The organism is Nonomuraea sp. NPDC059023, assembly GCF_042740095.1.
GTDB lineage: Bacteria > Actinomycetota > Actinomycetes > Streptosporangiales > Streptosporangiaceae > Nonomuraea.
This window is the reverse complement of sequence record NZ_JBHYIO010000024.1, coordinates 15,018-28,753: the sequence shown is the minus strand read 5'-3', so window position 1 is coordinate 28,753 and position 13,736 is coordinate 15,018. Positions and strand designations below refer to the sequence as shown.

The following is a 13,736-nucleotide window of genomic DNA, read 5'->3' as shown; positions in this document are numbered from 1 at the left end:
ACCTTCCATGCACCGCCCACTCGTGATCTTCGGCTTAGCCATGGCCGCGCTCTCGCTCGTCACCGGCGCCGCCCTGCTCATCGACGACCGCACGCTCGACGGCATGCCCCTGTGGGCCAAGCCGCTGAAGTTCGCCGTCTCCTTCACCATCTACTCCTTCACCTGGGCCTGGCTCCTGTCCCTGCGGAAGGGCAAAGGCCGCTGGGGTCACCGGGCCGGGACCATCCTGGCCGTCACCGGCGCCGCCGAGGTGGCGGTCATCCTCGCGCAGGCGGCCCGGGTCAGGCACAGCCACTTCAACGTCGCCACCCCGCTCGACTTGACCCTGTGGGTCGGCATGGGCGTCACCATCGCCGTCCTCCTGCTGGCCAACATCGCCGCCGCCGTCGCCGTCCTGCTCGACCGCCCCGCCGACCGGCCGCTGGCCCGGGCGATCGGCGCCGGCCTGATCGTCTCCACGATCGGCCTGGCGCTGGGCGGCCTGATGGCGTTTCCCGCCGAGGGCCAGGAGGGCGACCTCATGGGCGCCCACAGCGTCGGCCTGCCCGACGGCGGCGCCGGCCTGCCCGTGCTCGGCTGGAGCACCCTGGCCGGCGACCTGCGCGTCCCCCATTTCGTCGGCATGCACGCCCTGCAGATCCTCCCCCTGCTCGCGCCCCTGACCCGCAAACTCCACGACACGGTACGGCTGCGCCTGATCGTCGTCGGCGGCGCCGGCTACACGGCCCTGCTGGCGCTGCTGACCTGGCAGGCGCTGCGCGGCCAGTCGATCGTCCGCCCCGACGCCCTCACCCTGACCGTCGCCGCCGCCCTGGCCGTGGCCGTCGTGTCCGCCGCCCTCGCCGCGCTGCGCCTGCCCACCCTGGAGAAGTCCCGATGACCGAGACCCTGTTCACGCTCAGCTTCGTGGTGGCCGCGCCGTTCTGGGCCCTGATGATCGTGGCGCCGGCGTGGCGGGTGACCCGGGCGGTGGCGGCCTCGCCGCTGATCGTGCTGCCCGCGGTGGCGGTCAACCTGGTCCTGCTACTGCCTCTGCTGGGCGCGTTCTGGCCCGTGGTGACGCGGCCCACCCTGGCCGGGCTCCAGGCCCTGGTGGCCTCGCCGGAGGCGCTGGCGGCGCTGTGGGCCCAGATCATCGCCTGGGATCTTTTCGTGGGCCGCTGGATCTATCTCGACAGCCGCGAACGGGGCCTGCACCCGCTGCTGATGGCCCCGGTGCTGTTTCTCACGATCCTGCTCTCTCCCATCGCCCTGCCCCTCTACCTGGGACTCCGTCTCACGACTCGGAATTACGGCGTGGCAGGCGCACCCCGGGGCGACAAAGCCCGTACCATGACGTAGGAAAGACGCCCCCCGGTTATGATCAAGAACATCTTCACAGAAGATGCCAGTGATCGCCCAGATCCGGGTATATACGGCTGGGAATGGACTGCAGGAGGCCCCCCATGCAGGTCAAGAAGGTGGTCACATACGTCGCGGTGGCGTTCGTGATCTTCTACTTGTTCACCCGGCCGGCCCAAGCCGCCGCCGCCGTGAACGGCGTGTTCGACGGAATCGTCAATGGAGCGAACCAACTGGCCGTGTTCTTTACCAACGTTCTGAACTGAGGAACGTCTTCGTCTGCGGAAGTCGCTTCCTTGAGCTGCCGGTTCGTGCTACGCAGACAGGATGGAAGATCGTCAGAGCGTCACCAGGGTCCATCAGCCTGATCCCGCCGTCAACCGCATTCTCGAACGCGCGGAGATCGATGGGATCGAGCTGATCCGGTTCCTCTACGCCGACCACGGCGGTGTCATCCGTGGCAAGGCGGCGTCGCGGTCACTGCTGGCCGAACGGCTGGAGACGGGGATCGGGCACACGGTGGCCATGATGGCGATGAACATGCTCGACCAGCTCCAGGAGGTCGAGCAGCTGGGACCCGTCGGCGAGGTCAGGCTCGTGCCTGACCCCGCGACCTTCGTGCCGCTCCCCTACGCGCCCGGCGCCGCCGCGATGATGGCGGACCTGCGCCAGGCCGACGGCAGTCCGTGGGACGCCTGCCCGCGCACCTTTCTCAAGGACGCCGTGGCCACCCTCGACCGTGCGGGCTACACGCTGGTGGCCGCCTTCGAGCCGGAGTTCACGCTCGGCCACCGCCGGCCCGACACCGACGGCGGACCCGACCGGCTCGTCCCCCTCGACGACACGCTCTGCTACGCCGCCACCGGCTTCGACACCGCCCACGACTACACGATGACCCTGGTCCACGCCCTCGAGAAGCAGGGGCTCCAGGTCGAGCACTACCACCCGGAACTCGGCCCCGGCCAGCAAGAACTGTCCGTACGCCACGCTCCCGCCCTCCGCGCCGCCGACAACCACGTCATCTACCGCGAGACCGTGCGCGGCGTGGCCGTGCGCATGGGCATGTGGGCCTCGCTGGCCCCGAAGCCCCTGGCCGAACAGGCCGGAAACGGCGCCCACCTGCACCTGTCGCTGTGGCGCGAGGGCCGCAACCTCTTCGCCGACGACGACGTGCGCGGCTGGTTCGTCGGCGGCCTGCTCGCCCACCTGCCCGCCCTGACCGCGCTCACCTGCGGCAGCGTCAACAGCTTCCGCCGCCTGGGCCCGCGCATGTGGTCCAGCGGCTACGCCGTCCACGGCCCGGACAACCGCGAGGCGGCGGTCCGCGTGTGCTCCCCGCTCGGCGCCGGCGGCGAGACCAACCTGGAGCTGAAGCCCTCCGACTCCTCGGCCAATCCGTACCTGTCGCTGGGCGCGGTCATCCACGCCGGGCTGGACGGCATCCGCCGCGAGCTCGACCCGGGCGAGCCGGTCACCGTCGACCCCGACACCGAGCCGGGCCGCTACCCGCGCCTGCCCGCCACGCTGACCGAGGCGCTGGACGCGCTGGAGGCCGACGAGGTGCTGATGGCCGCCCTGGGCGAGCTGCGCGCCCGCGCGTACCTGGCGGTCAAGCGCTCGGAGGCGGCGGCGTTCGGCGAACACGACGCCGCCTTCGAGCTCTACAACCACATGCGAGCCTTCTAGCGCCGCACGCGTCTTCAGCCGCGGGCGGGTCTCCGGGACCCGCGCGCGCTCTAGGCCTGACCGGTCTCGAAGCGCTGGATCTTCGAGCCGTCCGGGGTGAGGACGAAACGCCAGCGGGTCTTCATCTCGCCCCACGTGTCGTTGCGGAACCGGGCGAGCATCGACAGCCCGTCCGGCTCCTGCGACTCGACGGTGAAACGGCCTCCGGCCGAGAAGATCTCCCGCTCGGTCCACTGGCCGAGATCGCGGTCGGAGCCGTCGTCGGACATGGTGGCGTCCGGGGCCAGAAGCGCCTCGAACGCCGCCCTGTCGCCTTCGTTGATGGCGGCGACGAACGCCGCCACCACCGGATTGTCAGCGGTCATACCGCCCTTTATCCCCGGACGGGGTATCCCGCCGTCCGCAGAGTGTCCTTGACCTCGGAGATCTTCAGCGTGCCGAAGTGGAACACCGAGGCCGCCAGCACCGCGTCGGCGCCCTCCGCGACCGCCGGCGGGAAGTGCTCCAGCCGGCCCGCGCCGCCGCTGGCGATCACCGGGACCCGGACCGCGGCTCGCACGGCCCGGATCATCTCCAGGTCGTATCCGTCCAGGGTGCCGTCGCCGTCCATCGAGTTGAGCAGGATCTCGCCCACGCCCAGCTCCTCGCCGCGGGCCGCCCACTCGACGGCGTCGATCCCGGTGCCCTTGCGGCCGCCGTGGGTGGTGACCTCGAAGCCGCTGGCCGTACCGGGAGCACGCCGCGCGTCCACCGACAGCACCACGCACTGCGCGCCGAAGCGGCGCGAGCACTCCGTCAGCAGTTCGGGACGGGCGATCGCGGCGGTGTTCAGCGACACCTTGTCCGCGCCCGCCCGCAGCAGCCGGTTGACATCCTCGACCGCGCGGATGCCGCCGCCCACGGTCAGCGGGATGAACACCTGCTCGGCGGTCCTGCGGACCACGTCGAGCATCGTCTCCCGCTCGCCCGACGAGGCGGTGATGTCGAGGAAGGTGAGCTCGTCGGCGCCCTCGGCGTCATAGCGCCGCGCCAGCTCGACAGGGTCGCCCGCGTCGCGCAGGTTCTCGAAGTTGACGCCCTTGACCACGCGTCCCGCGTCCACGTCCAGACACGGGATGACTCGTACCGCGACCGTCATGCTCTCTGCGCCTCGATCTCGATCTCGACGAGCATCCGCGGATCGACCAGACCGGCCACCCGCACGCCCGTGCACGCCGGCCGCACCCGGCCGAACACCTCGGCGATCGCGGATCCGACCTGGTCGAAGTGGCGGTGCTCGACCACGTAGTACCGGACCATGACGACGTCGTCGCGGGTCAGCCCACCCGCCTCGACCGCCTCCAGGGCGATGCCCATCGCCGTCATGCTCTGCCAGTAGGGATCGCCGACGTGCTGGACCTCGCCGTCGACAGTGGCCGTGCAGCCGGAGACGACCACCCGGTCGCCTACGACGACGGCTCTCGCGTAGCCGTAACGCTCCTCCCAGACTCCGCCCGAGAACACCCTCGTCCCGGTTCTTTCCATGCTCACGCTGCCCATCACGCCCCCTCCCAACGAACTAAACGCGGACCGCATCCAGCGCGTTCTCCAGCGTGAACGCCCGAGCGTAGAGCGCCCTGCCCACGATGGCGCCCTCCAGACCCTGCGCCACCAGGCCGGACAACGCCACCAGGTCATCGAGGCTGGAGACGCCGCCGCTGGCCACGACCGGCCGCTCGGTGCGCGAGCAGAACTCGCGCAGCAGCTCCAGGTTCGGACCGCGCAGCGTGCCGTCCTTGGTCACGTCGGTGACCACGTAACGCGGGCAGCCGTCGGCCTCCAGCCGTTCGAGCGTCTGCCACAGGTCGCCGGCCTCCTGCGTCCAGCCCCGCGTGGCGATCGTGGTGCCGCGCACGTCAAGGCCGACCGCGATCTTGTCGCCGTGCTCGGCGATGATCTTCCGGCACCACTCCGGGTTCTCCAGCGCGGCGGTGCCGATGTTGACCCGGCGGCAGCCGGTGGCCAGCGCCGCCGTCAGCGAGTCGTCGTCGCGGATGCCGCCGGACAGCTCCACGTTCACCTCCAGCCGGGCGATGACCTCGGCGATCTGCGCGTGGTTGCTGCCCCGGCCGAAGGCGGCGTCGAGATCCACCAGGTGGATCCACTCCGCGCCCGCCTCCTGCCAGGCCAGCGCGGCGGCGAGCGGGTCGCCGTAGCCGGTTTCGGTTCCCGCCTCACCCTGGACCAGGCGTACGGCCTGGCCGTCCACCACGTCCACGGCCGGGAGCAACACAAGCGACATTCAGATCCTCCGGTTGAAGGCAAGGGTCACGAAGACAGGGACGAACAACACCGAGAAGACGAGCACCCCGAAGCTCACCGCCGGCGCCCGCCAGATCAGCCACACCAGCAGCTGCACGAGCAGGAAGACGCCGACCACGACGGCGTTCTGGACGCGGTGGCGGCGGGCCAGCAGCCCGCCCTGCCGGGCGAAGCGCACCGGCCGGGGAACCAGCCGGCCGAGGCGGGCACGGCGGCGCGCCGCACGCGCCTGCCGCACCTCGTTGCGCCGCATCGCCTGTGCGCGCTCGGCCTCGCGCACGGCGCGCCGCCGCGCACGTTCCTTGCTCACCGCGTGTTCACAGGGTGCCGACCCAGTTCTTCAGCAGGACGGCTCCCGCGTCCCCGGACTTCTCCGGGTGGAACTGGGCGGCCATGAGCGGCCCGTTCTCCACGGCGGCCACGAACGGCACGCCGTGCTCGGCCCAGGTGACCAGCGGGTGGCCGAAGCCGTCGCCGGGCACCAGTTCCCACTCGCGTACGCCGTAGGAGTGCACGAAGTAGAAGCGCTCCTCCTCGATCCCGGCGAACAGCACGCTGCCGTCGGGCACCTTGACGGTGTTCCAGCCCATGTGCGGCAGCACCGGAGCCTCCAGCCGCTCGACGGTGCCCGGCCACTCGCCGCAGCCGTCGGTCTCCACGCCGTGCTCGACGCCCCGCGCGAACAGCACCTGCATGCCGACGCAGATGCCCAGCACCGGACGGCCGCCGGCGAGCCTGCGCCCGACGATCTCGTCGCCGCGCACGCCCTTGAGCCCGGCCATGCACGCCGCGAACGCGCCCACACCGGGCACGACCAGCCCTTCGGCGTTCAGCGCCGTGTCGTAGTCGGCGGTCACCGTCACCTGGGCGCCGGTCCTGGCCAGCGCGCGCTCGGCGGAGCGCAGGTTGCCCGAGCCGTAGTCGAGCACCACGACGTTCCTGCTCACCACCACAGCACCCCCGCCGTGATCGCCATGACGCCGCCGAGGGCGCAGAACACCGCACCGAGCTTCAGCCCCTGCTTGACCAGCGAGAACACCCCGCCGAACAGGAACAGCCCGATGAACACCATCGCATAGGCGATCATGTTCTCGCTCATAGGACGCCCTTGGTGGACGGCACCCCGCTGGCGCGCGGGTCGCGCTCGCTCGCCGCGCGCAGCGCGCGAGCCAGGGCCTTGAACTGCGCCTCCACGATGTGGTGGGCGTTGCGGCCGTAGGGGACGTGCACGTGCAGGCAGATCGCCGCCTGCGCCACGAACGACTCCAGGATGTGCCGGGTCATCGTCGTGTCGTACGCGGGGCCGATCATCGGCGCCATGCCCTCCGGCTCGGAGTGCACCAGGTACGGCCGGCCCGACAGGTCGACCGTGACGTTGGCCAGCGCCTCGTCCAGCGGGCACGACGCGTTACCGAACCGCCGGATGCCCGACTTGTCGCCCAACGCCTGCCGGAACGCCGCGCCCAGAGCCAGCGCCGTGTCCTCCATCGTGTGGTGGGAGTCGATGTGGAGGTCGCCCTCGGTCTTGACGGTCAGGTCGAACAACCCGTGCTTGCCCAGCTGGTTGAGCATGTGGTCGTAGAAGCCCACCCCGGTGGACACCTCGACCTGACCCGTGCCGTCGAGGTCCACCTCGACCAGCACCGTCGTCTCCTTGGTGGCCCTCTCCACGCGGCCGATACGGCTCACAGAACTCCCTCCAGAGCGGCGCGGAACGCCGCCATCTCCTCGCCGGTGCCGATCGAGACCCGCAGCCACTCCGGTGGCCCGACCTCGCGGATGAGCACTCCCCGCTCCAGGAGCCCTCGCCACACCGCCTCACGATTTGCGAACCGTCCGAACAACACGAAATTGGCGTCCGAATCGGCGACCGTCAACCCCTGTCCGCGCAGCCATTCCACCGTGGCATCGCGCTCGCGCCGCAGCGCCGCCACGCCGCCGAGCAACTCCTCGCGGTGGCGCAGCGCCGTACGCGCCGCCGCCTGCGTCAGCGTCGACAGGTGGTACGGCAGGCGGACCAGCAGCAACGCCTGCACCACCACGGGATGCGCGGCCAGATACCCGACCCGCGTCCCGGCCATCGCGAACGCCTTCGACATCGTCCGCGTCACGATCAGCCGGGGAAACTCCGGCAGCAGCGTCAGCGCCGACGCCGTGCCCTCCCGGGCGAACTCGGCGTAGGCCTCGTCCACGACCACCATGCCCGGCGCCGCCTCCAGCACCGCCCGGATCGCCGCCAGCGGCAGCGAGGTGCCCGTCGGGTTGTTCGGCGAGGTCAGGAACACGATGTCGGGCCGGTGCTCCTCGATCGCGGCCACCGCCTTGCCCGGATCGAGCGTGAAGTCCTCCTCACGCGACCCGTCGACCCACTCCGTGCTCGTGCCCGAGGTGATGATCGGGTGCATCGAGTAGGACGGCTCGAAGCCCAGCGCGCTGCGGCCGTGGCCGCCGAACGCCTGCAGGATCTGCTGGAGCACCTCGTTGGAGCCGTTGGCCGCCCACACCTGCTCGCCGCCCAGCCCGTGGCCGAGGTAGGCGGCCAGCTCCGCGCGCAGCTCCACGGCGTCGCGGTCGGGGTAGCGGTTGAGGGTCGAGGCGCTCCTGCGCACCTCCTCGGCCAGGTCGTCGACCAGGGCCTTGGAGGGCGAATAGGGGTTCTCGTTGGTGTTGAGCCGGATCGGGACGTCGATCTGGGGCGCGCCGTACGGCGTCTTGCCCCGGAGATCGTCGCGCAGCGGCAGGTCTTCCAGCCTCACGGGTTAGGCACTTCCCAGTCGAAACGGGCGCGGACCGCCGCGCCGTGTGCGGGCAGGTCTTCGGCGTCGGCCAGCACCGACACGTGCGCGGCGGCGCCCGCCAGCGCCTCCCGGGTGTAGTCGACCACGTGGATGCCGCGCAGGAACGACTGCACCGACAGCCCACTGGAGTGACAGGCGCAGCCGCCGGTCGGCAGCACGTGGTTGGATCCGGCCAGGTAGTCGCCCAGCGAGACCGGCGCGTACGTGCCCACGAAGACGGCACCCGCGTTGCGCACCCGCGCCGCCACCGCGGCGGCGTCGGCGGTGTGGATCTCCAGGTGCTCGGCCGCGTAGGCGTCGACCACCTTCAGCCCGGCCTCGACGTCCGACACCAGCACGATGCCCGACTGCCGGCCGCCCAGCGCCTCGGCGATGCGCTCGCTGTGCTTGGTCGCCTCGACCTGGCCCGGCAGCTCCTTCTCCACCGCCTCGGCCAGCTCGACGCTGTCGGTGACCAGCACGGCGGCGGCGATCACGTCGTGCTCGGCCTGGCTGATCAGGTCGGCGGCCACGTGCACCGGGTCGGCCGTGGAGTCGGCCAGGATCGCGATCTCGGTCGGGCCGGCCTCGGAGTCGATGCCGATGCGGCCCTTCAGCAGCCGCTTGGCCGCCGCCACCCAGATGTTGCCCGGACCGGTGACCATCGTCGCGGGCGCGCACTCCTCGGTGCCATAGGCGAACATCGCCACCGCCTGCGCGCCGCCCACGTTGTAGACCTCGTCGACGCCCAGCAGCGCGCAGGCCGCCAGGATCGTCGGGTGCGGCAGCCCGCCGAAGTCACGCTGCGCCGGGCTGGTGACCGCCAGCGAGGCGACCCCGGCCTCCTGCGCGGGAACCACGTTCATGACCACGCTCGACGGATAGACCGCCCGGCCGCCCGGCACGTAGAGCCCCACCCGGTCGACCGGCACCCAGCGCTCGGTGACCGTGCCGCCCGGGACCACCTCGGTGGTGGTGTCGGTGCGCCGCTGGTCGCGGTGGACCTTCCTGGCCCGCCTGATCGACTCCTCCAGCGCCGCCCGCACCCTCGGGTCGAGCTCGGCCAGGGCCCGGTCGATCTCCTCCTTCGCCACGCGCGTGGAGGCGATCTCGACACCGTCGAACCTGGCGGTCAGCTCCCGTACGGCTGCCGCCCCACGATGGCGCACGTCCTCGCAGATGGGCCGCACCTTCTCCAGGGCGGCCTCGACGTCGAGCTCGGCGCGGGGCAGCACGTCGCGCAGGTTCTCCGGCAGGGAACCGCGCATGTCGATACGGGAAATCACCCTCCCAGTCTACGGAGTCCAGCAGCCCATCCCCGTATCGTCCACGATGCGGACGGTTTGTACGCCAGCACAGCGCGTGGCCGACGACTTGGTGGTTCAGCACGAAGCACAAACGCACGCGGGAGGCGGAGGGTTACGGAAAGCGATTTCGAGGCCCGGGAGGAACCAACGGCATGGGACTCGCCGAGACCACCCCCACCATGACGTCGGCGCAGGTACGCAAGACCGCCGCGCTCACCGTCGGCCTGCTCATGGGCGTGTGGGTGATCGACTACATCGACCGCGTCATGATGGCGGTCGCCCTGCCGTTCATCGGTGCAGAATACGACCTCAGCAAGACCGAGCAAGGCTGGCTCATCACCGTCTTCTCCCTGGTGTACCTGCTGTGCCAGGTGCCCGGCGGCATCCTCGCCGACCGCTTCGGCGCCCGCCGTCAGCTCATGGTCTCCCTCGTGCTGTGGTCGATCTTCACCGCGCTCACCGGCCTGGCCTGGGGCCTGGCGGCGCTCCTGGTCATCAGGGCGTTGTTCGGCGTCGGCCAGGGACTGTTCCCCGGCGCCTCGTTCAAGGCCATGGCCGAACGCACCACCCCCGCGAGCCGCGCCACCGCCGCCGGATCGATGCTGGCCGCCAACCAGCTCGGCGCCGGCGTGGCCCCGCTCATCGTGGCCCCGCTCATCCTCCTGCTCGGCTGGCGCCACACCTTCTGGGTCACCGCCCTCGCCGGAGTGATCATCGGCTTCATGCTGTGGAAGATGCTGCCGCCCGCGCTGCCGTCCCACCTCAACGGCTCCGACCGCACCGAACGGCAGGGCGTGCCCCTGTCCCTCGTGCTGCGCTCGGCCTCGGTGTGGAAGTTCGCCGCGCTCTTCTGCGCCGCCAACATGCTCGGTTACGGAATGATGACCTGGGTTCCCAGCTACCTGCTGGAGGAACGCGGCATCTCGCTCATCAGCACCGGCTTCATGAGCGCCGTTCCCAGCCTGGTCATGTGCGCGACCACGTTCATCGGCGGCTGGCTGTTCGACCGCTACTTCCACGACCGCGCCCGGCTCTTCGTCATCCCGCTGCTGCTGCTCACCGCGCTCCTGCTGGTGGTCATGCTGCGGGCCGAGACGGCCATCGGCTTCACCATCTACCAGACGCTCGCCCTGGGCGTGGCGGGCCTGTCCACCATGGGCGTGCTCGGCATGCCGTTCCGCGCGCTGCCGCCCGCCGTCGTCGGCTCCGGCATGGGCGTCGTCAACGTCGGCGGCCAGGTCGCCGGCGTGCTCGCCCCCGTCCTCATGGGCCTGCTCGTCGACAAGTTCTCCTACACCGCCGCCTTCGGCCTGCTCATCGCCACCACGGTGCTGGCCGCGCTGATCGCCGTCATCGTCCCGCAACGCCCGGAACAGTTCACCTTCGGCACCAAGGAGACCGCGTGACCGCGTACGACCTCGTCCTCGCCAACGGCCGGGCCATCGACCCCGAGACCGGCCTCGACGCCGTGCGCGACATCGGCATCACCGGCGGCGTCATCCGCGCCGTCTCCCAGACGCCGCTGACCGGCACGACCCGCGTCGACCTCGGCGGCCTCGTCGTCTGCCCCGGCTTCATCGACCTGCACAGTCACACCATGGACGTCGCCGGGCACCGCCTGCAGGCCCTCGACGGCGTCACCACCGTGCTCGAACTCGAAGCCGGCGCCTACCCCGTCGCCGCCGCCTACCACAAGGCCGCCCAGCAGGGCCGGCCGCTCAACTACGGCTTCGCCACCTCCTGGGGCATCGCCCGCATGGCCGTACTCCTCGGGCTGGAGGCCGGTGGCGACATCGAGGAATTCCTCGCCTACATCGGCCACGAGGACTGGCAGCGCCCCGCGGCCCGCCCCGTCGTGGACCGCATCCTCGCCATGCTGGAAGGCGACCTCGCCGACGGCGCGCTCGGCATCGGCGTCCTCGTCGGCTACGCCCCGCGCGTCGACCCCTCCGAATACCTCGCCGTGGCCGCGCTGGCCGCCCGCCACAACCTGCCGACCTACACCCACGCCCGCGAACTCGTCGAACAGGACCCCACCACGCCCATCGACGGCGCCGAGGAAGTGGTGCGCGCCGCCGCCGAGACCGGCGCCCACATGCACTACTGCCACGTCAACAGCACCTCCATCCGGCATGTGGACCGGGTGCTCGGCCTCGTGGAGAAGGTCCGCGCCGAGGGCTCGCGCGTCACCACCGAGGCCTACCCCTACGGCGCCGGCATGACCGGCGTCGGCGCCGCCTTCCTCGCCCCCGAGATCCTGCACCGGCGCGGGCTGACCGCCCACTCCATCGGCCTGCTCGGCGCCGAAGGCCGCCTGGCCGACGAGGAGGCCCTGCGCGCCGCCCGCCGCGACACCCCGGGAGCCGCCGCGTTCGTCCACCTCCTCGACGAGGACGACCCGGCCGCCTTCGACTACATCCAGCGGGCGCTCGCCTTCCCCGACGCCGCCGTCGCCACCGACGCCGTGCCGCTGCTGTGGCGCTCGGGCGCGCCCGACCCGCTCGCCTGGCCCCTGGCCCCCGACGCCGTCACCCACCCGCGTACGGCCGGCACCTACGGGCGCACGCTACGCCGCCTCGTGCGCGAGAACGCCGTCCTCGGCCTGCAGGAGGCCATCAGGCGCTGCACGCTGGTGCCCGCCGACGTCGTCGGCTCCGGCGTGCCGGCGATGCGCCGCAAGGGGCGCGTCCAGGTGGGCTGCGACGCCGACCTCACCGTCTTCGACCCGGAGACCGTCACCGACCGCGCCAGCTACACCGACACCGCCCGGGGCTCAACCGGTTTCGTCCACGTCGTCGTGGCCGGCGACTTCGTGGTCAGGGACTCCGAGATCGTCACCACGGCCTTCCCCGGCCGCCCGGTCAGAGCCTGACACCCCGCCGAACCCGGGGCCCCAGCCCGTCACCCTCCGGGGCTGGGACCTCTCGGGGGCCTGGGATCCCAGCTTTTCCCCTGGGCTGGGATCCCAACCTCCCACAGGACCCCGCCAGGCTCGCCGCCCCACTCCCACGGCTGTCTGGGACCACACGCGGGCGGCCATCCCGCAGCGCCACCACGGAGCCGATCGGCCGTAGGTCACTCGCACCGTGGATGACCGGGATCGGCACGGCTGGTCGAAGCGGCGCGCGGCGTCACCGAAAGGGCGGGACGGGAGCGCCTCACGGCAGGGCGATCGCCGGTTCCTTCAGGGGGCGCGACAGGAACCAGGCCAGCAGCGGCATCGCGATGAGCGTGGCCAGCGCCAGGCGCAACGAGGTGGCCTCGGCCAGAGCGCCGATCAGCGGGCTGGCCACGCCGCCCACACTGACCGCCAGGCCCAGGGTGACGCCGCTGGCCGTACCGGCGTGGCGGGGCAGGTAGTCCTGCCCGAGCGTGACGTGCAGCGAGAACGGGACGTAAAGGGCGAGGCCCGTCGCCGCCACGAACAGGAACACGGCCGGTCCCGGCACCAGCACCACCCCGGCCACGGCGGGCACCGCGGCGGCGTAGGCGAGCCGCAGCGTCCGCACCCGCCCGTGGCGGGTGGCCAGGCGGCCGCCCAGGATCGTCCCCGCCGCACCACCCGCGAACTGCACGAACAGCGCGACCGCGCCCGCCGCTCCCCCGCCCACGTACAGCGCCACGAACGTGCTCAGCCCGATGTAGCCCACCGACCGCAACCCCATCACCAGCGCCAGCCGCACGAAGGCCGCCCAGTCGTCGCGCGCCCCCTCCCGGGTACGGCTCCCGCCGCCACCCCGCCCGACCGACCGCATGGCCACCACCGTGACCAGGCACCCCAGCACCGCCGGCACCACCAGCAACGGCGAGGCGGCCAGCCCGCCCCAGGCCAGCAACGGCGTGACCATCAGCGGCGCCACCGCGAACCCGAGGTTGCCGCCCAGCGAGAACCAGCTCATCGCCACATGGCTGCCCTGGCTGGCCGCCCTGGCCAGCCGCGCCGACTCGGGATGGTAGGCCGCCACACCCAGCCCGGACAGGGCGATCGCCAGCCACGTCAGCGGGTACGAACCGGCCGGGCCCGCCAGCCCCGCCCCGAGCCCGGTCACCAGCATGCTCACCGGGATCAGCCACGCCAGCCGCCACCGGTCGGCGATCGCGCCGAACACCGGCTGCACGACCGACGACAGGAGGGTGGCGGCCAGCACGATCCCGGAGGCGGCAACGTAGCCGTAGTGCCGCTCGGCCACCAGGAACGGCACCATGGCCGGGACGACGCCCTGGTAGAAGTCGACACTGGCGTGGCCGGCGGCCAGCACGCCCATCCTGTTGATCCGCACCCCTCGATCGTCGCCGCCGGGGCACGTGGCGCGCTTCCGATAAA

General features: G+C 71.7%; 17 protein-coding genes. 6 read left to right on the top strand and 11 right to left on the bottom strand.

The genetic code is table 11. The annotated features are described in order from the left end of the window. The first annotated feature begins 7 nt into the window (after positions 1-7). From ACFWYW_RS34610 to ACFWYW_RS34595, 4 genes are all read left to right on the top strand, one after another. Positions 8-880 carry a hypothetical protein gene (locus ACFWYW_RS34610; protein ID WP_379624067.1) on the top strand — a complete coding sequence of 291 codons (873 nt, stop codon included), beginning with the start codon at positions 8-10 and terminating at the stop codon, positions 878-880. Beyond that, a complete protein-coding gene (locus ACFWYW_RS34605) occupies positions 877-1,341 on the top strand; it encodes an ABA4-like family protein (RefSeq protein WP_379624065.1) in 465 nt (154 codons plus the stop codon). The genes ACFWYW_RS34610 and ACFWYW_RS34605 overlap by 4 nt, the downstream gene beginning before the upstream one ends. A 104-nt stretch (positions 1,342-1,445) precedes the next feature. Next, positions 1,446-1,607, top strand: coding sequence for a hypothetical protein (locus ACFWYW_RS34600; RefSeq protein ID WP_184960810.1), 162 nt, complete (start codon positions 1,446-1,448; stop codon positions 1,605-1,607). Between the two features lie 61 nt (positions 1,608-1,668). Next, on the top strand, positions 1,669-3,027 hold the full coding sequence (locus ACFWYW_RS34595) for a glutamine synthetase family protein (RefSeq protein ID WP_379624063.1): 1,359 nt from the start codon (positions 1,669-1,671) through the stop codon (positions 3,025-3,027). Positions 3,028-3,077: 50 nt separating this feature from the next. On the opposite strand, the gene ACFWYW_RS34590 is transcribed toward ACFWYW_RS34595, so the two are convergent. From ACFWYW_RS34590 to hisD, 10 genes are read right to left on the bottom strand one after another with little or no spacing between them, the layout of a single operon-like run. Next, positions 3,078-3,392, bottom strand: coding sequence for a nuclear transport factor 2 family protein (locus ACFWYW_RS34590; RefSeq protein WP_379624061.1), 315 nt, complete (start codon positions 3,390-3,392; stop codon positions 3,078-3,080). 8 nt (positions 3,393-3,400) lie between these two features. After that, positions 3,401-4,165 (bottom strand): imidazole glycerol phosphate synthase subunit HisF, encoded by a 765-nt coding sequence (gene hisF, locus ACFWYW_RS34585; RefSeq protein WP_379624059.1) that lies wholly within the window; start codon positions 4,163-4,165, stop codon positions 3,401-3,403. After that, positions 4,162-4,551, bottom strand: coding sequence for a Rid family hydrolase (locus tag ACFWYW_RS34580; protein ID WP_379624109.1), 390 nt, complete (start codon positions 4,549-4,551; stop codon positions 4,162-4,164). The genes hisF and ACFWYW_RS34580 overlap by 4 nt, the downstream gene beginning before the upstream one ends. Before the next feature lie 34 nt (positions 4,552-4,585). Next, entirely contained in the window at positions 4,586-5,308 is a 723-nt protein-coding gene (gene priA, locus ACFWYW_RS34575; RefSeq protein WP_379624057.1) for a bifunctional 1-(5-phosphoribosyl)-5-((5-phosphoribosylamino)methylideneamino)imidazole-4-carboxamide isomerase/phosphoribosylanthranilate isomerase PriA, read from the bottom strand. Next, on the bottom strand, positions 5,309-5,638 hold the full coding sequence (locus ACFWYW_RS34570; RefSeq protein WP_379624055.1) for a hypothetical protein: 330 nt from the start codon (positions 5,636-5,638) through the stop codon (positions 5,309-5,311). It abuts the gene before it with no gap. Between the two features lie 7 nt (positions 5,639-5,645). Next, complete coding sequence (gene hisH / locus ACFWYW_RS34565; protein WP_379624053.1) at positions 5,646-6,275, bottom strand: imidazole glycerol phosphate synthase subunit HisH; 630 nt, start codon at positions 6,273-6,275, stop codon at positions 5,646-5,648. After that, positions 6,272-6,427 (bottom strand): hypothetical protein, encoded by a 156-nt coding sequence (locus ACFWYW_RS34560; protein WP_379624051.1) that lies wholly within the window; start codon positions 6,425-6,427, stop codon positions 6,272-6,274. Before ACFWYW_RS34560 ends, hisH begins: the two co-directional genes overlap by 4 nt. Then, the gene (hisB, locus tag ACFWYW_RS34555) at positions 6,424-7,017 is read right to left on the bottom strand and encodes an imidazoleglycerol-phosphate dehydratase HisB (RefSeq protein WP_379624049.1); all 594 of its coding nucleotides are present in this window, start codon (positions 7,015-7,017) and stop codon (positions 6,424-6,426) included. Before hisB ends, ACFWYW_RS34560 begins: the two co-directional genes overlap by 4 nt. Then, positions 7,014-8,084: a histidinol-phosphate transaminase gene (locus ACFWYW_RS34550; RefSeq protein WP_379624047.1), complete on the bottom strand. Its 1,071-nt coding sequence runs from the start codon at positions 8,082-8,084 to the stop codon at positions 7,014-7,016. Before ACFWYW_RS34550 ends, hisB begins: the two co-directional genes overlap by 4 nt. Next, positions 8,081-9,391, bottom strand: coding sequence for a histidinol dehydrogenase (gene hisD, locus ACFWYW_RS34545; RefSeq protein WP_379624045.1), 1,311 nt, complete (start codon positions 9,389-9,391; stop codon positions 8,081-8,083). Before hisD ends, ACFWYW_RS34550 begins: the two co-directional genes overlap by 4 nt. 173 nt (positions 9,392-9,564) lie before the next feature. On the opposite strand from hisD, the gene ACFWYW_RS34540 reads away from it, so the two are divergent. Next, a complete protein-coding gene (locus ACFWYW_RS34540) occupies positions 9,565-10,818 on the top strand; it encodes an MFS transporter (RefSeq protein ID WP_379624043.1) in 1,254 nt (417 codons plus the stop codon). After that, on the top strand, positions 10,815-12,284 hold the full coding sequence (locus ACFWYW_RS34535) for an amidohydrolase family protein (protein WP_379624041.1): 1,470 nt from the start codon (positions 10,815-10,817) through the stop codon (positions 12,282-12,284). The genes ACFWYW_RS34540 and ACFWYW_RS34535 overlap by 4 nt, the downstream gene beginning before the upstream one ends. A gap of 286 nt (positions 12,285-12,570) precedes the next feature. On the opposite strand, the gene ACFWYW_RS34530 is transcribed toward ACFWYW_RS34535, so the two are convergent. Then, entirely contained in the window at positions 12,571-13,692 is a 1,122-nt protein-coding gene (locus ACFWYW_RS34530; protein WP_379624039.1) for an MFS transporter, read from the bottom strand. Positions 13,693-13,736: the final 44 nt, after the last annotated feature.